The 20,426-nt window shown below is 62.0% G+C and carries 19 protein-coding genes; 9 read left to right on the top strand and 10 right to left on the bottom strand.

Translation table 11 applies throughout. The features are described from left to right. Positions 1–249: 249 nt before the first annotated feature. The 3 genes from VOM14_RS00980 to VOM14_RS00990 form a co-directional block, all read right to left on the bottom strand. The gene (locus tag VOM14_RS00980; protein ID WP_327626794.1) at positions 250–1,005 is read right to left on the bottom strand and encodes an enoyl-CoA hydratase; all 756 of its coding nucleotides are present in this window, start codon (positions 1,003–1,005) and stop codon (positions 250–252) included. Then, positions 1,002–2,168 (bottom strand): CaiB/BaiF CoA transferase family protein, encoded by a 1,167-nt coding sequence (locus tag VOM14_RS00985; RefSeq protein WP_327626795.1) that lies wholly within the window; start codon positions 2,166–2,168, stop codon positions 1,002–1,004. The genes VOM14_RS00980 and VOM14_RS00985 overlap by 4 nt, the downstream gene beginning before the upstream one ends. Before the next feature lie 140 nt (positions 2,169–2,308). After that, positions 2,309–3,199, bottom strand: coding sequence for a LysR family transcriptional regulator (locus tag VOM14_RS00990; RefSeq protein WP_327626796.1), 891 nt, complete (start codon positions 3,197–3,199; stop codon positions 2,309–2,311). 631 nt (positions 3,200–3,830) lie between these two features. Here VOM14_RS00990 and VOM14_RS00995 point away from each other — a divergent pair. Beyond that, on the top strand, positions 3,831–4,772 hold the full coding sequence (locus tag VOM14_RS00995) for a hypothetical protein (protein ID WP_327626797.1): 942 nt from the start codon (positions 3,831–3,833) through the stop codon (positions 4,770–4,772). Between the two features lie 33 nt (positions 4,773–4,805). On the opposite strand, the gene VOM14_RS01000 is transcribed toward VOM14_RS00995, so the two are convergent. Then, positions 4,806–5,609, bottom strand: coding sequence for a hypothetical protein (locus VOM14_RS01000; RefSeq protein ID WP_327626798.1), 804 nt, complete (start codon positions 5,607–5,609; stop codon positions 4,806–4,808). 344 nt (positions 5,610–5,953) lie between these two features. On the opposite strand from VOM14_RS01000, the gene VOM14_RS01005 reads away from it, so the two are divergent. Further along, positions 5,954–6,247, top strand: a complete 294-nt coding sequence (locus tag VOM14_RS01005) for a DUF1330 domain-containing protein (protein ID WP_327626799.1) — start codon at positions 5,954–5,956, stop codon at positions 6,245–6,247. A gap of 71 nt (positions 6,248–6,318) precedes the next feature. On the opposite strand, the gene VOM14_RS01010 is transcribed toward VOM14_RS01005, so the two are convergent. The 3 genes from VOM14_RS01010 to VOM14_RS01020 form a co-directional block, all read right to left on the bottom strand. Further along, positions 6,319–7,170 (bottom strand): carbohydrate ABC transporter permease, encoded by an 852-nt coding sequence (locus VOM14_RS01010; protein ID WP_327626800.1) that lies wholly within the window; start codon positions 7,168–7,170, stop codon positions 6,319–6,321. Beyond that, positions 7,167–8,057, bottom strand: coding sequence for a carbohydrate ABC transporter permease (locus tag VOM14_RS01015; protein ID WP_327626801.1), 891 nt, complete (start codon positions 8,055–8,057; stop codon positions 7,167–7,169). Before VOM14_RS01015 ends, VOM14_RS01010 begins: the two co-directional genes overlap by 4 nt. Positions 8,058–8,208: 151 nt before the next feature. Further along, positions 8,209–9,441 carry an ABC transporter substrate-binding protein gene (locus tag VOM14_RS01020; protein ID WP_327626802.1) on the bottom strand — a complete coding sequence of 411 codons (1,233 nt, stop codon included), beginning with the start codon at positions 9,439–9,441 and terminating at the stop codon, positions 8,209–8,211. Positions 9,442–9,721: 280 nt separating this feature from the next. Between VOM14_RS01020 and VOM14_RS01025 the strand changes: the two genes are divergently transcribed. From VOM14_RS01025 to VOM14_RS01035, 3 genes are all read left to right on the top strand, one after another. After that, on the top strand, positions 9,722–10,495 hold the full coding sequence (locus tag VOM14_RS01025) for an SDR family oxidoreductase (protein WP_327626803.1): 774 nt from the start codon (positions 9,722–9,724) through the stop codon (positions 10,493–10,495). 28 nt (positions 10,496–10,523) lie between these two features. After that, positions 10,524–11,606, top strand: a complete 1,083-nt coding sequence (locus VOM14_RS01030) for an ABC transporter ATP-binding protein (RefSeq protein ID WP_327626804.1) — start codon at positions 10,524–10,526, stop codon at positions 11,604–11,606. Positions 11,607–11,670: 64 nt separating this feature from the next. Next, the gene (locus VOM14_RS01035; protein ID WP_327626805.1) at positions 11,671–12,531 is read left to right on the top strand and encodes a MurR/RpiR family transcriptional regulator; all 861 of its coding nucleotides are present in this window, start codon (positions 11,671–11,673) and stop codon (positions 12,529–12,531) included. Between the two features lie 60 nt (positions 12,532–12,591). On the opposite strand, the gene VOM14_RS01040 is transcribed toward VOM14_RS01035, so the two are convergent. Together VOM14_RS01040 and VOM14_RS01045 are read right to left on the bottom strand one after the other, a co-directional pair. Further along, positions 12,592–13,437, bottom strand: coding sequence for an IclR family transcriptional regulator (locus VOM14_RS01040; RefSeq protein ID WP_327626806.1), 846 nt, complete (start codon positions 13,435–13,437; stop codon positions 12,592–12,594). Then, positions 13,434–14,270 (bottom strand): IclR family transcriptional regulator, encoded by an 837-nt coding sequence (locus VOM14_RS01045; protein WP_327626807.1) that lies wholly within the window; start codon positions 14,268–14,270, stop codon positions 13,434–13,436. The genes VOM14_RS01040 and VOM14_RS01045 overlap by 4 nt, the downstream gene beginning before the upstream one ends. A 265-nt stretch (positions 14,271–14,535) precedes the next feature. Between VOM14_RS01045 and VOM14_RS01050 the strand changes: the two genes are divergently transcribed. The 4 genes from VOM14_RS01050 to VOM14_RS01065 all read left to right on the top strand — a co-directional run bounded on the left by VOM14_RS01050 (position 14,536) and on the right by VOM14_RS01065 (position 19,086). After that, positions 14,536–15,495 (top strand): MBL fold metallo-hydrolase, encoded by a 960-nt coding sequence (locus tag VOM14_RS01050; protein WP_327626808.1) that lies wholly within the window; start codon positions 14,536–14,538, stop codon positions 15,493–15,495. A gap of 75 nt (positions 15,496–15,570) precedes the next feature. After that, complete coding sequence (locus VOM14_RS01055) at positions 15,571–17,292, top strand: FAD-dependent oxidoreductase (protein WP_327626809.1); 1,722 nt, start codon at positions 15,571–15,573, stop codon at positions 17,290–17,292. A gap of 42 nt (positions 17,293–17,334) precedes the next feature. Continuing rightward, the gene (locus VOM14_RS01060; protein WP_327626810.1) at positions 17,335–17,571 is read left to right on the top strand and encodes a DUF2783 domain-containing protein; all 237 of its coding nucleotides are present in this window, start codon (positions 17,335–17,337) and stop codon (positions 17,569–17,571) included. A 192-nt stretch (positions 17,572–17,763) separates the two neighbouring features. Then, positions 17,764–19,086, top strand: a complete 1,323-nt coding sequence (locus tag VOM14_RS01065; RefSeq protein ID WP_327626811.1) for an MFS transporter — start codon at positions 17,764–17,766, stop codon at positions 19,084–19,086. A 264-nt stretch (positions 19,087–19,350) separates the two neighbouring features. On the opposite strand, the gene VOM14_RS01070 is transcribed toward VOM14_RS01065, so the two are convergent. Beyond that, complete coding sequence (locus VOM14_RS01070) at positions 19,351–20,418, bottom strand: Imm72 family immunity protein (protein WP_327626812.1); 1,068 nt, start codon at positions 20,416–20,418, stop codon at positions 19,351–19,353. Positions 20,419–20,426: the final 8 nt, after the last annotated feature.

The following is a 20,426-nucleotide window of genomic DNA, read 5'->3' on the forward strand; positions in this document are numbered from 1 at the left end:
CTCCGCATTGATTGACGACGAACACAGGCTGCCTCTACAACATGCGATGTTCGATCGCTTAATATGACAACATGTGTTGTCATGTGCGGATAGTACGACAACAAAAAAGTTTGGCAACAGGAATTTTTGTCGATGAAAACCCTGGCCTGGCTTGATTGGCTTGGCGCGGCGCACGCTCGCGGTGCGCATGCATAAAAAAAGCGCCGCGAGTGCGGCGCTTTTTAAGCGTCTTGCGACTGACTCACGCCGTCATGGCTTCGAGGTGAACGCCGTCACTGCTTCCTTGAAGCGACTGCTGCCATACACTTCTTCGATCAGATCGTCGTCGTCGAGCCGTTGTTCGATCACGATGCGGCGCAAGCTTTCCTTCACCGCCTTCTGCGTGACGGGCGAAAGCGCGATCAACCGTTGCGCGAGCGTGTGCGCCGCCGCCCGCAACGCGTCTCGCGCGCAGACCTCATGCACGTATCCGCATGCGAGCGCTTCTTCGGCGCTCAGATAGTCGGCGAGCATCAGCATTTTCTTCACGCGCGGCGTGCCGAACGCCGCCTGAAGACGCGCGATGTTGCGCGACGACAGCGTGTTCGACAGTGTCTTCGCGATCGGCGCGCCGAACCGCGAAGCGTCGCTACAAACGCGAAAATCGCAGGCCGTGGCGAGCGCGAGACCGCCGCCCACGGCCCAGCCGTCGATCACGGCGATGGTCGGCATCGCAATCCGCTCGACCGTGTCGATCACGCGCTCGACGAACGCTTCATACGCGAGGCCATCGCGCCCGTCGCGGAAGTCCTTGAAATAGCCGATGTCGGTGCCGGAAATGAAGGACTTGCCGCCCGCGCCGCGCAGCAGAATGCAGCGCACGCCGGGATTCGCCTCACACTGCGCGACGAGCGCGAGCAGCGATTCGTACATGTCGAGCGTCATCGCGTTGTGCCGCTCGGGCCGGTCGATCACGATTTCCGCCGCGCCCGAAGGGTGAACAGTGAGACTGACCAGTTCGCTCATGACGCGGCTCCGTTGATCTCCGCGAAGATCTCGTCGTTGTGTTCGCCGAGCAGCGGCGGATGGCGGCGCGCGGTCGGCGGCGTGCCGAGCAGTTTGACCGGGAAGCCGATGTTCTTGACCTTACCCTCGTTCGGATGATCGATCTCCATGCACATGTTGCGATGCCGCGCGTGGTCGCTGGAAAATGCTTCGGGATACGAAAGAATAGGCCCGGCGGGAATGCCGGCCGCGAGCAATACCTCGACCCATTCTTCGCTGTCGCGTTTGCCGAACTCCTGCTCCAGCACTTCGATCATCGCCTCGCGATTTTTCAGGCGCAGCGAAACCGATGCGTAGTCCGAGTGACCGATCAGATCGCGGCGCTCCAGCACCTCGCACAATCGTGTCCAGAGCTTCTGATTCGTCGCGCCCATCACGAAGTAGCCGTCTCGCGCTTTCACGGCCTGATACGGCGCGCTCATCTTGTTGCTCGTGCCGAGCGGCGTGGGCGGCACGCCGGTGCCCCAGTAATCGGACATGTCCCAGATCGAGAAGGCCATGATCGAGTCGAACAGCGACGCGTCGATATGCTGGCCTTCACCGGTTCTCTGCGCGCCGATATAGGCCGACAGCAGACCGTACACGGCGAACATCGCGCAGCCGATATCCGCCACGGGCACGCCTGCCTTGACGGGTTTGCCGCCCTTGTAGCCCGTCACGCTCATGACGCCGGACATGGCTTGCGCCATCAGATCGAAGCCCGGCCGCGACGACCACGGCCCGCTTTGCCCAAAGCCCGAAATGCTCGCGTAGACGATCTTCGGATTGATCGCCCTGATCGACTCGTAGTCGATCCGCAAACGCTGCACGACACCGGGCCGATAATTCTCGACGATCACGTCCGCCGTTTTCGCGAGCTTGTAGAACATCTCGCGCCCTTCGTCGCTTTTCAGATCGAGTGTGACCGAGCGCTTGTTGCGGTTGAGATTCAAAAAACCCATGCTGTCGGGGCCTTTCATCTTGAAGCCCATCGAACTGCGCGTCTGGTCGCCTTCGGGCGGTTCGACCTTGATCACGTCCGCGCCCAGGTCGGCCAGCATCATGCACGCGAACGGTCCCGCCATGACCTGGCTCACGTCGAGCACACGAATGCCTTGCAGCGGTAGATGCCTTGATTCCGTCATGGCGAGTTTCCTCCTGGGATAAGTGGGCCGTGGGGCGCGTGTTAGTGCTCCACTGTCGCCGACCGGAAGGGCCGCCGCAAGAATGGTTGCGTCATGGCTGGCATCGCGGTTCGCGAAACCGCCGAGCATGCGAGTTTCGGCTAGGCGTTGCCGGCCAGCAATTCGCCGACGACGTTGCGCAGCGTCTGCTCCTGGGCATGCCCTTCCACGCAGGACAGGACGTAGCTGCGCCGCGACCAGTCTCCGTCGAGTTCGACGGACGCGAGCGATGCCTCGGGATGGAAGGTCTGCAACACGTCAGGCGGCATCAGACCCACGCCCAGGCCGTGACGCACCATCGCGAGCATCGTGTCGAACCCGCTGACCGTGAAGTTGTTGGGGAACAGGCGGCCGCGGCTGCGATACGCGCGCTCCACAGCGGACAGAACCGCCGAGCCCTTGCCGAGACTCACAATGGGAAGATCGAGAATATCGTCGATGCCGCATGGCGTGCTGCCGAACTGGAAATGCGCGCGGCTATAAACGAGCACGAGACGGTCTTCTCGATAGGCCGACTTGGCCAGATCCAGAAAGCCGCTCTTCTTTTCATAGATGCCCACGTCGATCACTTTGTCGCGCAGAAGCTGCTGCACGATCTTGCTGTTCTCCTCGACGATCTTCAGCGCGATGCGCGGATACTTTTTCTGGATCGCCGCGATCTCGCGAGCAAGAAACTGAATGACGACCGCCTTGGGCGCACCGATGATGATGCGTCCGTCGAGACCGTGATTGAGCGCTTGCGCGTCGCCCTCCATGCGGTCCATCAGGTTGTCGATCTGCCGGACGTACTCCAGCAGCTTCGCGCCGGGCTCGGTGATCTCGACGCCATGCGGCACGCGCGTAAAGAGCTTGGCGCCCAGTTGCTCTTCCAGGTCCGACACGCGCCGCGAGGCCGCCGCGACCGCGAGGCTCAGCTTGTCGGCCGCGCGCGAGATGCTGCCTTCTTCCGCGATGGCAAGGATCAGCCGGACAGTCGTCGTGTCGAATTTCACGTGGTCTCCAGTTATTTTGGGCGCGCCTGCCTGAGCGGCAAAGGCGTGGCGTGACAAACGATAACAAAAACGTTGTCGTCACATGCGGTTTCGACGTTGGAGCGTTTGAGCTTCCGGCGGCTTCGCATTTCATTGGCGCAGCCTGGCATGCAAGAAGATCGCGTTTGCGTGAAGCGGGCGAAGGAAAAAGAGTCGGAGTGCAAACAAAAGTCCACTTCGTTTTCTGCTGTCTTTTAGCACCCGCGCACTCGCGCATTCGTGCGCAAGTGTCGATGCAATGCACCGATTCGCGCGATGCGATCAGTTGCAATCATTCAATTCAACATGGCAACGGCTCCGCAATTCGCGTTGATTTTCGCCTTTTTTCCTTGCCCGTTTGGTCGCATCCGCCAATAGGTTGATCCATTCGGACACCTTCAAATTGCCTGCGATTCGAAGCGAATATGATGCGCTGCATAAAAAGACTTTTCGCCACATTGAGAGGCAGCAATATGAACCGTGCGCGCGATTTCCTTGAGACCAGAACGAATGCAGCCATGAGTGCGGGCACGGGAAAAGTGCGCCTCGCGGTTTGCGATTCGACTGTTAAAGCAATGAAAATCGCACGAGATCGCGCAAAGCGAGGCGCACCGTGAGCAACCTGAATCGCCTGGTGAAAGATGCCCAGTGGACTTCGTTGCTGAACCGTCTCGGCGTGCGGTCTCGCGGTTCGCGCGACGACGGCGTCATGCCGCTTTGCCTCGTGGCGTCGATTTTCAACGTGCGGCAGATCGAGGCGGCGTATGAAAAATCGCTAGGTTCCTCGGTGCGGCGCGCGGTTCTCGAACGCGCGCGTCAACTCGTTGCGGTGGAAGGCGGCATGGTCGCGCGCAGCGGCGATCACATTCTTTTCGCATTCGATGCCGGCTCACAAGCGGAGTCCGGCAGCGGCGTGTTGCCGATGCGCGAAGTCAGTTTGCCCGAGCGCATCGCCGAAGCACTTGGCGGTGCGCCGATCCATAGCGAGAGCGGGATTGTGTACCCGGCGATTGCTGTGCGCGTGGCAGGCTACGGCGACCAGCCGTTCGACATCGACGCAATGGGCGCGGCCTCCATGGCGCCGGGAAGATTGCCCGGCTGGCGTGAACAGTTCCAGGGTGACATGGCCATTGCAGTGGCGCTGTTCAGCGCGATGGACGAAGGCCGGCTCTCGGTCAAGGCCACGCCTCTTCACGAGGAGCCGGACGCGCCTCGGACCGGTTATCACGTCCTCACGCTGACCGAGCGGATCGGCGGCAATCACGGCAACGGCAGCGAGACTAGGCCGCTGGGCGGCGCGCTAAAAGCCGTCGAGCGTCTTGGCTTGACGCGTCGTCTTGACCGATGGGTGCTCCATGGTTTGCGAGAACTGCTTGTGCTGAATCCGTCGATGAAAGTGAAGCTGAATGCTTCGCCCGACGCAATGCCGCCCGACGAGTGGCGGCTGCGTGTGATGAACGCGTTGTTGTTGTCGCCTGAGACGGCCTCGCGTGTGAGCGTCGATACATCTCTCTCTCGTCGATCGGCATTGTCGAAGCACCGCGGCGCCGCCTGATCTTGCGCTGCGCCGCCTGTCAGACGAGCGCGACTACTTCTGAACCGTGGAGGCAGGGTCCACCTTCGCGGAATCTTTGACGAGTTGATCCGTCATCGCTGCCCCGGTATTCGAACTGCTGGGGGTATAGATCGGAGGTTGATTCGTCTGAGACGGCGGAGGCAATTGCGGATCGGGTTTCGCCGATTCCCTGACGAGCATGTCCGTCATCATCGCGCCCACTTCGTACGAACCGCGGCGGTGCAGATCTTCCTGAGCACGTGAGTCGTCCGCGTGCTGCGTCGGCCTGGACCTCGTGCTGTAACGTTGCGCCTGCTGCACGGGTTGTTGTGCCGGTTGTACTTGCTGCACGGGCTGCACTTGTTGAGGTTGCAGCGCTTGCACTTGCGGTTGCGGCTGAAGCTGCGGCTGTTGCACTTGAACTTGCGGCTGCGGCTGCACTTGCACTTGCGGTTGAAGCTGCGTCGCCGGAACATTGGCCATGTTGGTGGCCGGCGCAACCGGCGCCGCCGGCGCGACCGGCGTCACCGGGGGAAGCGCGACCGTGGGTGCCGCCGACGGCACCGGCTGCGCATCCACGCGACTCACCTTCGTGCCGGCATTCGCGTCGATGTTCGTGTTTGCGTTCGCATTGGCTTTCTGCGACCCAGGCCCCTCGATGCTGCCTGCAATCACATGGCTTTCGTCGGAGCGCGAGTTGTCCGCATCGGGCGCGGTCAGCGCGGCCTCGGCGGGCGGAGCCGACTTCTTGTCCTCGCGCGGAAACAGGAAATAAGCGCCAACTATCAGATCCGCCACTACTAGGCCGATAATCAACGTCTTGGTGGTATTCGTCATATCTAATCGAAGCATCATCTAAGGCAGAGTGAGGTTCATGATAAACGACGAGTCATTGCCGCACCGTGAACGGCTTTCTCACGACGATTCACGCGCGAGCATCCAGCCATGCACACACTGCCTGGACCCTACACAAGAGTTTCTATAGAAGTCAGCTGTTTGTCATCCGCCGCTATTCAACCATTTGAGCCAACTTGCGCCGAGGCGTGGCGTTATTCGCAGTGAAAATCGCGCGTCAGCGCCGCCCATTGGGGATGTGCCTCTCCACACCAAAGTGAGGGCTGCGCGCAACACATTCTCTGTTACGCTGCTCGATTCATGTCTACACAAACAAGGAGCGTCAAATGAGCAAGGGGTATTGGGTAACTACATATCGCAAGATCAACGACCCGGCGAAGCTGGCGGCCTATGGTCAACTTGCAGCCCCGGCCGTGACGGCTGCCGGCGGCAAGTTCCTCGTGCGCGGCGTCGCGGACGAAGTGCACGAGCAGGGCCTGAAGGAGCGGACGGTGGTGATCGAGTTCCCGTCTTATGAAGATGCACTCGCCGCCTATCGACGCGACGACTACCAGAATGCGCTTGAAGCTTTAGGCGACGCAGCGGAGCGCGATTTGCGAATTGTCCGCGGCACAGAATAAGGTATCGGATTCGAAGAACATCGCCCGCGCTGACACGGTGAGCTGTCGGCGCGGTCCAGTCGATTCATAAGCTACTTCACCGCGCCCAGCGCAAGCCCCTTCACCAGATACCGCTGCAGCCACGCAAATACGACGGACACCGGCAACGTCGCGCAAAGCGTGGCGGCCATCACCAGGTGCCACTCCACGACATACTTGCCGGCGACCATATCGGTCACTTGCACGGTCAGCGTTTTGTTCTCGGGCGAGCGGATCAGCGTATAGACAACGGCAAACTCGTTCCACGCGTTGATGAACGTGAAGATCGCCGTGACCACAATCGCAGGCACCGCAAGCGGCAGGAACACTTTGAAAACGGCGCGCGTGCGGCTGCATCCTTCGAGCCACGCCGATTCTTCCAGATCGCGCGGCACCGTCTGGAAGTACGAAGACAGCATCCACACGGCAAACGCGATATTGAACGCCGCATAGGAAACGATCACGCCGATCTTCGAGTCGACGAGATTGCCGTCGCCATAAGGAATCATGGCCGCGAGCCGGAACAGGCCGACCACCAGCAGGATAGGCGACAACATCTGCGTGACGAGCAGGAACTGACGATACGGTCCGCGTCCACGAAATGGAAATCGGGCCAATGCATAAGCGGCCGGCAAACTGACCGCGAGCGCGAGCAATGTCGAAAGCAGGCTGATGACCGTGCTGTTGCGCAGCGCGACGCCGAAATTGGCGGCCTGCCACATATCGACGAAGTTGCGCCATTGCCAATGCACCGGTAGCCAGCGCGCGGGATACACGAAAATTTCCGAGGCCGGCTTCAACGCGGTGAACAGCATCACGGCAAACGGAAACAGCACGATCACGACGAGCGGCGACAACGCAAGCCAGCACCACAACGAGCGCTTCATTTTCGCGCTGGGATTCATGACGGCTCTCCTTGTTCCGCGGGCTGCACACGCAAATACGCCATCGAGAAAACGAACAGCATGACGAGCATGATCAGCGAGACCGCGGCTGCTTCGCCGGGGCGTCCGAGCCTGAAACCCAATTCGTACAGATAGGTCACGAGAATGTGCGTGCTGTTGTCAGGGCCGCCCTGGGTCATCACCCAGATAATTGGAAACGAGTTGAACACATAAATCACGTTCAACAGAATGGCCATGTTGATGAAAGGCCGCAGCAGCGGCAGCGTGAGCTTGCGAAACTGCTGCCACCCGCTCGCACCGTCGATGCGCGCCGCCTCGTAAATGTCGCCCGGCACCGAGGACAATCCGCCCAGCAGAATCGTCACCGTGAATGGAATGGACACGAGAATGCCCACCGCGATCTCCACCGGAAACGCCAGCTCCGGCGTGGCGAGCCAATGAATCGGGCCGCCGATCAGCCCGAGGCGCTGGAGTGTGACGTTGACCATGCCGTAGTCGTCGTTGAAGGCCCAGCGCCAGACGACGGCGGTCATCGTGAGAGACACGGACCACGGCAGCATGACGATCGTGCGCGCGACGCCGCGCCCATAGAAGTCCTGGTTCAGTACAAGTGCAACGGGCACGGAGATCAGCACCGTGCCGCCCACCACGAACACGGTCCAGACAATCGTGCGCCGCGCCGCCGCAAGAAACGCGGGATCGCCGAAGATCGTGTAGAAGTTCTGCAAGCCGGTGAAATCGCGAATCGCGCCGAAACGCGACACCTCATGCAGCGATTGCCACACGATGTTGAAAATCGGGTAGCTGATAATAAAAAGCGCCAGCACAAGACTCGGCGCAATCAGCAACCACGGCGCTTGCAGACGTGAAGAAGCGGAACGGCTCATACGTGCTCGATCGTAAGACGCGCCCGCGTCGGACAGCGGGCGCGGCGGGATGTGCCGGATAGCGCATGACCGCCGGACAGCGCGCCGCGCGTTTGCAGTCGCGGCAGTCGCGGCAATTGCGACGAAGGCGGCGCGTTTCCGGTTCCGGGAATCAATGCCCCAGCGATTTATTGGCTTGCGCGGCCGCCGCATTCAACGCGTCCGCCGGCTTGGCTTTGCCGAGATAGATCGACTGCATTGCATCGGTCACGGCCTTCGCGGTGTCTTCCCAGCCGGTCACGGTCGGCGCGAAGCGTGCGGTTGGCAACAAGGCGACGAATGCTTTGGTGTCCGGATCATTGAATGCCGGATCGGACGATTCCGCCTTGGTGGTCGGCAGGAAACCTTCAGTCGTGGTGAACTCGACGCGCGGTTCCTTCGTGAACAGATAGTCGAGGAACTTCCATGCGGACTTCTTCACCTTCGAGTTCTTGAACATCACGATCGAGTCCGTGACCGCATACGTGGCATGCGTGGTGCCCATCGGAATCGGATCGATGCCGTACTTCAGGGTCGGCGCCTCCTTCTTGATCTGCTTCGCGAGGAACGGCGCCGAGATCATCATCGCGACGCGGCCCTGCTTGAACAGGTTCTGCACGTCTTCGCGGCTATAGCCGGTCACGCCGGGTTGCGTCAGGCCCTGATCGATCAGCGACTTGTACAGCGTGGCCGCCTTCACGCCGGCCGGCGAATTGAACGCCGCCTTGTTGTCCTTGCCGACCACCTCGCCGCCGTTGGTCCACAGCGCGTAGTAAAAGTAGACGTCCGTTTCGATTTCCTTGCCTTGCAGACCGAAGCCCGCAATGCCTTGCGCCTTCAGCTTCTTCGACGCCTCGACCACGTCGTTCCACGTTTTCGGCCCGTCCGGATAGCCGACCTTCGCGAGCAAGTCCTTGTTGTAGTACAGCGCGCGCGCGGAAGCGGCGATCGGCAGGCCGTAGGTCTTGCCGTTGATCTGGCCGGGCGCGAGGAACGGCGCGATGAAGCGGCCCTTGAAGCTGGCATCCATATAGCCGTCGAGCGGTTCGGCCACGTCGTCCTTCACGAAGTCGAGCAGCCAGCGCGTGCCGACAATCGCGAGGTCGGCGTTGGCGTTGCCGGAGATGTCCGTTTGCAGTTTCTGCTGCAACGTGTCCCAGTTCACGTCTTCGATCTTGATGGTCGTGCCGGGGTTGGCCTTCTCGAAGTTGCGAGCCATCTTTTCGAAGTACGGCGCGGTGGCGTCGCTGTAATGCGCGACGGTCACGCGAACCGTGTCGGCGTGAGCCGCCACGGCAATACCAGCAAACGCGAGCGCCACGGCAACTTTGCCGAGCGCGAGGGAAGCACGGGCATGCAACGACATTTCACTCTCCTGGTATGGTCCGCTGCCGTCGCCGGCCGCTTCGGGTTAAATTGTTTGAAAAAATCCTACACGGCTAAAAATGGCTTGTCACGTAGGGTCTGCGATATTTTTTGTCGGCCGTTTTAATGCATAAGATGCTGTAAAGCAGGGGCATTTTGCGTGAGTCTCAATCCGCGAATAACCCAATCTTCGGGATATCAAACTATTGCGTTGCACCGTCTCTGTAAGAAATTTACACGCGGTGCGAACCAGCGCGGCAAGCGTGAAAGCGAGGTCGAACATGAATCGTGTGGTGTTGGTCACGGGCGCTTGCGGCGGCATCGGCAGCGTGTTGTGCAAGCGTTTTGTGGAGCTGGGCGATACGGTGCTCGCGCTCGACATCGACGCGGCCGCGCTCGACGTGTTGACGAAACAGCTCGGCGAATCGCAAGTCTCGCCCATTGCCGTCGATCTCGGCGATGCCTGCGCGGTGCAGCAAGCGGTCGCCGCCGCCGTGCAAAAGCGCGGCCCCGTGGACGTGCTCGTCGCCAACGCGGGCGCAGCCGAAGGCTTGACGCTCGCCACGACCGATGCCGCGAGCTGGCAGCGCGACATTCACCTGAATCTGAATGGCACGTATCACACGGTCGAGGCCGTGCGGGCGTCGATGGTCGAACGGCAGCGCGGTTCGCTGGTGCTGATCGGCTCCGTGAACGGCATGGCCGCGCTTGGGCATCCGGCGTATAGCGCGGCAAAGGCCGGGCTCATCAGTTACACGAAGGCGCTCGCGCTGGAGCTGGGCCGTCATGGCATCCGCGCGAACATCGTGTGTCCGGGCACGGTGAAGACGCAGGCGTGGCAGGCGCGCGTGGATAAAAACCCGCAGGTCTTCGAGGATCTGAAGAAGTGGTATCCGTTGCGCGACTTCGCGACGCCCGACGATATCGCCGACGCCGTGCAGTTTCTCGCCTCGCCGATGGCGCGCGTGATCACCGGCGTCGCGTTGCCTGTCGACGGCGGCCTGATGGCGGGCAACCGTCTGATGGCGCAGGAACTGACGCTCGAATCGCTTTGACTCAAACCCGCAAGACGATGAGGACAGCATGGCAGCAGTGCAACTGAGCGGCATCTTCAAACGTTACGGCGACACGCAGGTGGTGCACGGCATCGACCTCGATATCGACGACGGCGAGTTCGTCGTGCTGGTCGGCCCGTCGGGCTGCGGCAAGAGCACCTTGATGCGGATGGTCGCGGGGCTCGAGGAAATCAGCGGCGGCGACCTGATGATCGGCGGCGCGCGCGCGAATCATCTCGCGCCGCAGCAGCGCAATATCTCGATGGTGTTTCAGAGCTACGCGCTGTATCCGCATCTGTCGGTGTACGAAAATATCGCGTTCGGGCCGCGCATTCGCAAGGAGCCGCCCGCGAATTTCAAACCGCGAATCGAGGCCGCCGCGAAGATGCTGAACTTGAGCGGCTATCTCGACCGCTTGCCGCGCGCGCTCTCGGGTGGGCAACGCCAGCGTGTCGCGATGGGCCGCGCGGTGGTGCGCGAGCCGTCGCTCTTTCTGTTCGACGAGCCGCTCTCCAATCTCGACGCAAAGCTGCGCGTGCAGATGCGCACCGAGATCAAGGCGCTGCATCAGCGCCTGAAAAACACGGTGATTTACGTCACGCACGACCAGATCGAGGCCATGACGATGGCCGACCGCATCGTCGTGATGAACGCGGGGCGGATCGAACAGACCGGGCGTCCGCTGGAGTTGTATGACCGGCCGGCGAATCTGTTCGTCGCAAGTTTTCTCGGCTCGCCGTCGATGAATTTCGCGGAAGGCGTCGTGGTGAATCGCGCGCAAGGTTCGGGACTCGCATTGAAACTCGCGGACGGTGGCGAGATCGTGCTCGAAGGCGCGCCCGCCTCGGCCACGGCCGGCGCGAAGCTCACGCTGGGCGTGCGCCCCGAACACATCGAGACGAGCACGTCCACGCCCGACGCCGTGATGGAAATCGAAGTGGTCGAGCCGACTGGCGCGGAAACGCATTTGTACGGGAAAATAGGCGGCAACACGTGGTGCGTGACGACGCGTCAGCGCTCGAACATCGAGCCTGGAGAACACGTCACGCTGCGTTTGCCGGCCGCTCACATTCACCTGTTCGATACGGAGAGTGGCCGCAGACTCGTCTGAACCGCGTGTTGCCGATTGAAGCTGCGACACGACGCGGATTCATTTAACCCTTAAGGAACATCGGGTGTCCGCACCGAACTTGATTCCCCACATCCGCAGCGCACTCGCCAGTTTGCGGCCCGCCGAACGCAAGGTCGCCGACATGGTGCTGAACGACGTCGACTTCGCGATGCGCGCGAGCATCACCGAACTCGCGCAGCGTGCGGACGTCTCCGAGCCTTCCGTCACGCGTTTTTGCCGCGCGATCGGCGCGCATGGTCTGCGCGACTTCAAGATGCAACTGGCGCAGAGCGTGGCGGGCGGTTTGCCGTACGCGTCGGCGGCCATTGCGCGCGGCGACGACGTGCAGACCTTGATGGACAAAGTGGGCGAAGCCGCCGTTGACGGCATCACACATGCGCGCAGCGCATTGGACCCGGCCGTGGTGGAGAGCGCGATTGCGGCTTTATCCAGCGCGCGGCGCGTGTTCTTTTTCGGCGTCGGCTCTGGTTCGGGTCTGGTCGTGCAAGACGCGGCGTTGCGGTTCCTGCGCCTCGACATCGCATCCACTGCATTTACGGACGCTCACTTGCAGCGCCTCTATGCGGGCATGATGGAACCGGGCGACGTGGCCTTCGCCGTGTCGCATTCGGGCCGCAGCGTCGAGGTGAACGAAAGCATTCAGATCGCGAAGGAGCGCGGCGCGACCACCATTGCGCTGACCAATGTCGGCTCGCGCCTCGCATGGCTCGTGGATATCGCGCTGCTGCTGCGCGTGCCGAGTCCCGTCGATCCGAATACGCCGGGCGTGTCGCGGCTCGTGCATCTTTGCATCATGGACGCGCTCGCCATCGGCGTCGCGCTCAAAGCCGGGCCGAAGACCCTGGAGAAGATGCGGCATGCGAAGGCGCGCCTGTCTTCGCATGAGCCGCATGCCGGAGATTAGCGGCGGTTCTCGTCGGGAAAGGACCAGCATGGCGTCTGCCCACCGCCGCCGCGCGAGCGCTCAAGCCGAACCCATCCACCCAAACCTGCGCGACAACCTCGACGTCGCCGCGTATAAGGTCTGTGCCGGGCCGCCCGTCGCCGCGCTGTCGAAGCTTCCGCTCGGGCCCATCAACGCGAGCGCGAGGCAGATGCTGCCCGTGTGGTCGAACACCGGCGCGCTCAAGGTGTCGATGCCGGGCACGGGCCGGCTCAGCGCGGTGTCCATGCCGTCCGTGCGAATTTGCGCGAGGCGCTGCGCGTACGCTTCCTTCAGCACGGGCGGCGCGCCCTTGCCCGCGAACACGTCCGCCGCGTTCGCGCCCGCGAGGCGCAGATGATCCTGCGCGAGCAGGCCCGCGCGGACATCGTCGGCGACATGGGCGGCGAACACGCGGCCGATTGCCGTGTTCACCAGCGACATCACCGTGCCCACGCGCAAGCTCACATGCAAGGGCCGCGCCGCTTCCTCCAGCCGCACGACCGTCGGCCCGAGCGGACCGAGCACCGCGACCGCGACGCTCATTCCCGTCGATGCCGCCAGCTCGACCACTTCAGGCTCGGCTTCGCGCGTCGGCGAAAGACGTTGCAGGCCAATCAGACCGAGTTCGAGCGCAAGCGGCCCGGCCTCGAAGCAACCGGACGCATCGCGGCTCAACAAGCCGATCTTCAGCAGACTCACCAGATGCGCAAACGCCTTCGCCGGCGGCATGCCGGCGAAGGCGGCCAGATCGCGCAACGTCAGGGGCCGCGCCGCCGCGACCAGCGCCGTGAGCAGCTCGCCGGTGCTGTCGAGCGACTGGATGCCGCGCTGCGGCTTCGCGTCGGCGGAAGCGGACGGAGACGGAGTGTCGGGAAAAGCAGTCATGATACGGAAGACGCCAGAAGGGAAGGCGCGGCGGCAAGCACCGCGCCGATGTCGCGAGCCGCCGAGAGCAGCGCGCGAGCGATGAGACCGTCGGCGGCGACGTCGATCACGCCGGTCGAGCCGATCACGGTCAGCGCCAGCGCGAGGCGGCCTTCGTGGTCCAGCACCGGCGCGCTCAGGCTGCTGATGCCCGGACTCGGCGAGTCCACGCTGTATTCGAGGCCGCGCGCGCGAATCGCGTTCAGGACCGCTTCGAAAGCGGCGCCCGTCGTGCGGTTCGTGTTTTGCGCGGCCCACATCGCATCGAGCGTGTCGCTCGCCAGATAGGCGCAAAACACGCGTCCCGTCGATGTCGCCGGCAGCGACATCACCGTGCCCACATGCAGATTCACGTGCAGCGGAAAGCCCGCATGCTCATAGCGAACGATGGTCGGCCCTTGCGGCCCCGCGATACAGATCGCGACGCTAAAGCCGATGGTTTCGGCGAGCGTCGCCACGCGCGGCACGGCGGCGCGAAACGCGGGCTGATGCTCCAGATGCAGCAGGCCGAGCCGCAACGACAACGGGCCGGGCTCGTAGCGGCCCGACAACTCATCGCGCTTGATGAGGCCGAGGCGGCTCAAGCTCACCAGATAAGCGTGCGCCTGCCCCGGCGCCAGCCCGGCGGCTGCGGCGAGATCCGACAACGCCAGCGGCGCCCGCGCCTTGGCGAGCGCCAGCAATACGCGCCCGCTGACCTCCACGCTCTGGATGCCGCGCTGCGGTTTGCCGCCGTCCGCTGTTTCGCCGCCGCCTGGGCCTTTACCCGTGGCCGGTTTCGCTGCTTTTCCCACGCCCGCGCTCGTCCGTAAAAAGGGTCCATGTTAACCGAAGCGCCACGTCCTCATGGCGGCATCTTAGTCGCATGGGAGTTTGCGTATAGCGATACATTTCGCTATTGACAAATAAACCGGCGTGATCCTAATATGCATTCACCCCGACACACCGGCGCAATCACAGAGTCAAAAACGGGGCGAGACAATCTTCAATACCGTCGGCCCGCGCCGTTGCGCGCGGGCGGCCGTCTCGCCTCACGTCCAACTTTTGAGGGAGACAAGCATGGCAAAGGCATTCGCATCCCAGGCCGATCTGGAAGTCAAGACAGTCACGTGGACGCAGTTGTCCGAGAACGCCTACGCGTACACGGCGGAAGGCGATCCGAACTCGGGCGTGATCATCGGCGACGACGGCGTGCTGATCGTCGACACCACCGCCACGCCCGCCATGGCGCAAGACCTCATCGCGAAGATCCGCAGCGTCACCGACAAGCCGATCAAATACGTCGTGCTTTCGCACTATCACGCGGTGCGCGTGCTGGGCGCGTCGGCGTATTTCGAGGAAGGCGCGCAGGAAGTGATCGCGAGCCGCGGCACGTACGAGATGATCGTCGAGCGCGGCGAAGCGGACATGAAGTCGGAGATCGAGCGCTTTCCGCGTCTCTTTGCCGGCGTCGAAACCGTGCCGGGCCTGACGTGGCCGACGCTCGTGTTCGAAAAGGAAATGACGCTGTTTCTCGGCAAGCTCGAAGTGCGCATCGCGCATCTGGGCGCGGGTCATACGAAGGGCGACACGGTGGTGTGGCTGCCGTCGCAAAAGGTGCTGTTCTCCGGCGACCTCGTCGAATACGACGCGGCCTGCTATTGCGGCGACGCGCAACTCGAACAATGGCCCGCCACGCTCGAAGCATTGCGCGCGCTGAATGCCGACAAGCTCGTGCCGGGACGCGGCCCGGCGCTGACCACGCCGGAAGACGTGAACAAGGGCCTCGATTACACGAAGGATTTCGTCACGACGCTGTTGCAGCGAGGCCGCGAAGCCGTCGTGCAGAAGCTCGATCTGAAGGCCGCGATGGCGCACACGCGCGAGGCAATGGACCCGAAGTTCGGCCACGTGTTCATCTACGAACATTGTTTGCCGTTCGACGTCTCGCGTGCTTTCGACGAAGCGAGCGGCATCACGCATCCGCGCATCTGGACCGCGCAGCGCGACAAGGAAATGTGGGACGCGCTGCAAGCCTGACGGGCATGGAACGGCAGCAGGGAAACGCAGCAGGGAAACGCAGCAGGGCAAAGCGGAGAAGCACGGAGACACGAGATGAGCATCAACTACCAGACGCTGTCGTTCGAATATCAGCCGTGCCGCGAGCAAGGCGCGCAAGGCGGTGCCGAGCCGGCGGTTTATCCGGTGATCGTGGTCGGCGCGGGTCCGGTGGGACTTGCCACCGCGATCGACATTGCGCAGCAGGGCGTGCCGGTCGTGCTCGTCGACGACGACTGTTCGCTGTCCACGGGATCGCGCGCGATCTGCTTCTCGAAGCGCTCGCTCGATATTTTCGATCGCCTCGGCTGCGGGCAGCGCATGGTGGACAAGGGCATCAGCTGGAACGTCGGCAAGGTGTTCCTCAAAGACGAACTGGTGTACACGTTCAATCTTCAGCCGGAAGCGGGCCATCATCGGCCCGCGTTCATCAACCTTCAGCAGTATTACGTCGAAGGATTCCTGCTCGAACGCGCGCAGGAAATACGCAACATCGAGATCCGCTGGAAAAGCAAAGTGGTCGGCGTGCAGCAAAGCGGAACGCCCGGCACCGGCGACGCCGCGGTCACGCTGACCGTGGAGACGCCCGACGGTCAGTATGCGTTGCGCGGCCGCTATGTGGTTGCCGCCGACGGCTCGCGCAGTCCAATCCGCAATCTGATGGGCCTCGACAGCAAAGGCGTGACATTCAAGGATCGTTTCCTGATCGCCGACGTGAAAATGGAAGCGGATTTTCCGACCGAGCGCTGGTTCTGGTTCGACCCGCCGTTCCATCCGAATCAATCGGTATTGCTGCATCGTCAGCCGGATAACGTGTGGCGAATCGACTTTCAACTCGGATGGGACGCCGACCCGGTGCTCGAAAAAACGCCCGAGCGCGTGATTCCGCGTGTGCGTGCCTTGCTCGGACCGGACGCGAAATTCGAACTGGAATGGGTCAGTGTCTATACGTTTTCGTGTTTGCGCATGGATCGCTTCCGGCACGGCAATGTGCTGTTCGCGGGCGATTCCGCGCACGGCGTGTCGCCGTTCGGCGCGCGCGGCGCGAATAGCGGCGTGCAGGACGCGGAAAACCTCGCGTGGAAACTCGCGCTGGTTCTTGAAGGCCAGGCGTCGGACGCCTTGCTCGACACGTACGCCAGCGAACGCGAATTTGCCGCCGACGAGAACATCCGCAACTCCACGCGCTCCACTGATTTCATCACGCCAAAGAGCCCTGTTAGCCGCGTGTTCCGCGACGCGGTGCTCAAACTCGCGCGTCGTCATCCGTTTGCGCGGCAACTGACGAACAGCGGACGCCTTTCCGTGCCCGCGGTGTTGAGCGACTCGCCGCTCAATACCGTGGATAGCGACAGCTTCGAGAGCCTCATGGTGCCGGGCGCCTCGTGTGCCGATGCACCCGTGCAAGCGGCCGGCGAATCGACGTGGCTGCTTCGGCACCTCGGCCAGCAGTTCACGGGCGTGTTGTTCTGCGGAGAACAAGGTATCGACGCGGCAACCGAAGCGGCACTGAAAGCACTTCGTACAAGCGCGATTCCATTGAAGCTGGTCGTGATCTCGCGCAATGAGCTGCAAAACACGGGGCAAAGCGAAGCGCTCGTGGGCGTGACGGTTCTGCGCGATGCGCAAGGTCTGGCGAGCGCGCGCTACGACACGAAGCCCGGCACGTTCTATTTGATTCGCCCGGACCAGCATGTCTGCGCGCGCTGGCGGCGAGTCGATCCGAGCGCGGTGGAACACGCGTTAAAGCGCGCGCTGTGCGTGGAAGGCTCGGCCTGAGAGCCGCCGCGTGCGCAGAGAAATAGAATCTGGAGACACAACATGGCACTCAACACCGAACCGAATCTCGCGCGCCCCGACGACTTCTACGAGGCGCTGATCGACATGCATCGCGGTCTCGACGAAGCGCACAGTCAGTCGGCGAATGCGCAACTCATTCTGCTGCTCGCCAACCATATCGGCGATCACGCGACGCTGCTCGAAGCGATTCAGCATGCGCGCGAAGGCGTTGCCGATGCATCGCCCAAAGGCGGCGAAGTTCATCCGCTCGCGGCTTGATTTGCAATAGACCTCGGCACCTGAGGTAAGCAGAACGCGCACGGCTGTGTTTGCCACGCGCGGTTCATCACGGCAGCGCGGCCGTTGCGCGCTCGCGCATGCCGTCCCTTCAGCAGACAACAACGCGGCGCATCAAGACGCCGGACCCAGCGGGTCCGTTGGACCCTCACGCCTCTTGTTTGGAGATCACCGATGAGTCAATCCCTCGCCCCCGCGCTCGAATCCGGTTCGAGCGCCGCCGCGCATGACGATCTGCTGTACCGCAAGGTATCGATGCGGATCATCCCGTTTCTGTTTCTCTGCTACGTAGTGTCGTTTCTCGATCGCATCAACATTGGCTTCGCGCAGTTGCAGATGAAGCACGACTTAGGCTTCAGCGACGCCATGTATGGCCTCGGCGCCGCCGTGTTCTACATCGGCTATGTGCTGTTCGAAGTGCCCAGCAATCTGCTGCTGTCGCGCTTCGGCGCGCGCCGCACGTTCACGCGGATCATGCTGCTATGGGGCATTGCGTCGGTCGGCATGATGATGGTGTCCACGCCCGCGCATTTCTATCTGCTGCGCTTCATGCTCGGCGTGTTCGAGGCGGGCTTCTTTCCCGGCATCGTGCTGTATCTGACGTACTGGTATCCGGCGCGGCGGCGGGCGGCCGTGCTGTCGGTGTTCTTTGCGGGCGTCGCGGTGGCGGGCGTGCTCGGCGGCCTCGTGTCGGGCTGGATCATGCGCGATATGGGCGGCGTGCTGGGGTTGTTCGGCTGGCAGTGGATGTTCGTTATCGAAGGCGCACCCGCCGTCCTGCTCGGGCTGCTCGCGGCGTTCTATCTGGTCGATGGCCCGCAGCAAGCACAATGGCTGACTGCCGACGAGAAGGCGCATCTGATCGCACAACGCGATGAAGACCGCGCTTCATCGCCGCATTCATCGCGCTCGTTCATGCAGGCGCTTGGGAATCCGCGCGTCTATCTGTTCGCGTTCATCTATTTCTCGCTGACGTGCGCGTCGTTGACGCTGAGTTTCTGGATGCCGTTGATGATCCGTGACTTCGGCATTCGCGATGTTCTCGCGATCAGTCTCTACAGCGTGATTCCGAATGCGCTCGGCGCGGTCGGCCTGATTCTGATTGCGCGCCACTCCGACCGGCGCGGAGAACGCCGCCGCCATTTCGCGGTATGTACGATTGGCGGCGGCGTCGCGCTTTCACTTTTGACCCTGCATTTAAGCAGTTTTCCTGCGATGCTCGCGATTCTCTCGCTCGCCGCCGTGCTGATTTTCGCCGCGCTGCCGATCTTCTGGACGGTGCCGTCGAGCTATCTGTCGGGCGCGGCGGCGGCGGGCGGCATCGCGTTGATCAGCAGCATCGGCATCACGAGCGGGATCGTCAGTCCGTGGGTGATCGGGCAGATCAAGATGCATACGGGCAGCATGGACTACGCGCTCTATCTGCTGACCGCGTTGCTGTTTGCGAGCGGTGTCGCTTTGCTTGTCGGTGTGCCGAGGGAGGGCGGGCGCGGGTGAGATGGCGGGGGGGCTGCGGCGCGCTTGTGTACTTTTTCAGCAACCAGAGCGCGCGATCGCGATGCTGCCTCGTCATTCTTTCCCCCGACATAGATCAAGTCATGCGTGTCGTTATTCGTCACTGTTGCGCAGGCGCGTGGTTCGTATAGTCCTGTGGGACGTTTTGGTTGTCCAGCGGACGAACTGACGCTCGTCAACCGGCGAAATCGTGAACTGAAGATTCGCCCCGCCGAGGCGGGGCCGGTCTTGTCATGGCTCAGAGGGTCAATCCTGGGATGGGATCTGCGGGCGTCGCTTGAGATACCAGATAACCGAACCCATCTGCGTGTACTGCGGGCCGGGCATGATTTCGCCGGCCTTCATCCTGAACGTCTGGTTGTTCAGGTGCGGCGCGAACCACTCGCCGCTCTCGGGACATACCTCGCCGGGGCGTGCCTGACGCATGATCGGCGCGTGAAGATTTGCGGACGGGTCCGGCGCGAAGTAGTCATCTTCCTCGGACGGAATCTGGCCGCTCGCATAGCGCGAGTCTTTCCAGATCAACCGCCAGCGAACGTCTTCGAGCGTATCGGTGCCTTCGAACTGGTACTGGCTCGCCGTATCGCCCGCGAGATAGTAGTTAGGGCAACGAACGCCGATTTTCGGATCAATCGCCCATGGTTCCCAGATGCCGGTCACGGGTATCTGGCGTCCGGTCCATACTTCGCCCGTGTTGTCTTCGTTGCGCGGGGGGCATGTGCCAGGCTGGGCGGGGAAGCGGATGGGGGGGACTGCATTGGATGGTAGATCATCGTAAAAAATACTCTCATACGTCCAGCGTTTGATACTGCGAGCCCCTTCCTTATTACTCAAATAAAGAACAGATTCTTTACTAAGCGTCGTTGCCATAATCGACAAAAGACAACCGGAAAGGTTTGCTTTTCCAAAAATGCCGATAGAATCTTGTGGTTTTGCCCGATACCCCAATTTATAAAACAGATTACCAGGATCGGCAGCGCCGAGTTCTTCGTACGTTCGGCCCCATATGTATGAGTCGAAGTCAAGTGCATCCAGTAGCATCCTGAATGCCTCGGGCCTTCGGGCAGGGTTCACTAGCAACGGCTCGGCGTACTCCATCGGTTGCAGGAATCGCATGAACCGAATCAGATCATCGCTATAGTCGATTTTGACTTCCGGCCGTTTGATCTCGCGTTCGAAGTCGCGCAGGAATTCGCGGTAAAGGCCAATCGCGCGCCGCATTAGCGTCGCGCTTGTGTACTTCTTGAGCAGGTAGAACGCGCGGTCGCGTGCTGCATCGTCATTCTTTGCCGCGACATAAATAAAGTCAGACATGTCGATAT

The organism is Paraburkholderia sp. MPAMCS5 (assembly GCF_036016995.1).
In the GTDB taxonomy this organism is placed as follows: Bacteria; Pseudomonadota; Gammaproteobacteria; order Burkholderiales; family Burkholderiaceae; genus Paraburkholderia.

Coding starts and splice junctions, on each gene's coding strand:
- VOM14_RS00980 (WP_327626794.1), bottom strand. CDS start 1,005: ATGAGCGAACTGGTCAGTCTCACTGTTCACCCTTCGGGCGCGGCGGAA.
- VOM14_RS00985 (WP_327626795.1), bottom strand. CDS start 2,168: ATGACGGAATCAAGGCATCTACCGCTGCAAGGCATTCGTGTGCTCGAC.
- VOM14_RS01000 (WP_327626798.1), bottom strand. CDS start 5,609: ATGACGAATACCACCAAGACGTTGATTATCGGCCTAGTAGTGGCGGAT.
- VOM14_RS01005 (WP_327626799.1), top strand. CDS start 5,954: ATGAGCAAGGGGTATTGGGTAACTACATATCGCAAGATCAACGACCCG.
- VOM14_RS01010 (WP_327626800.1), bottom strand. CDS start 7,170: ATGAATCCCAGCGCGAAAATGAAGCGCTCGTTGTGGTGCTGGCTTGCG.
- VOM14_RS01015 (WP_327626801.1), bottom strand. CDS start 8,057: ATGAGCCGTTCCGCTTCTTCACGTCTGCAAGCGCCGTGGTTGCTGATT.
- VOM14_RS01020 (WP_327626802.1), bottom strand. CDS start 9,441: ATGTCGTTGCATGCCCGTGCTTCCCTCGCGCTCGGCAAAGTTGCCGTG.
- VOM14_RS01025 (WP_327626803.1), top strand. CDS start 9,722: ATGAATCGTGTGGTGTTGGTCACGGGCGCTTGCGGCGGCATCGGCAGC.
- VOM14_RS01030 (WP_327626804.1), top strand. CDS start 10,524: ATGGCAGCAGTGCAACTGAGCGGCATCTTCAAACGTTACGGCGACACG.
- VOM14_RS01040 (WP_327626806.1), bottom strand. CDS start 13,437: ATGACTGCTTTTCCCGACACTCCGTCTCCGTCCGCTTCCGCCGACGCG.
- VOM14_RS01050 (WP_327626808.1), top strand. CDS start 14,536: ATGGCAAAGGCATTCGCATCCCAGGCCGATCTGGAAGTCAAGACAGTC.
- VOM14_RS01055 (WP_327626809.1), top strand. CDS start 15,571: ATGAGCATCAACTACCAGACGCTGTCGTTCGAATATCAGCCGTGCCGC.
- VOM14_RS01060 (WP_327626810.1), top strand. CDS start 17,335: ATGGCACTCAACACCGAACCGAATCTCGCGCGCCCCGACGACTTCTAC.
- VOM14_RS01065 (WP_327626811.1), top strand. CDS start 17,764: ATGAGTCAATCCCTCGCCCCCGCGCTCGAATCCGGTTCGAGCGCCGCC.
- VOM14_RS01070 (WP_327626812.1), bottom strand. CDS start 20,418: ATGTCTGACTTTATTTATGTCGCGGCAAAGAATGACGATGCAGCACGC.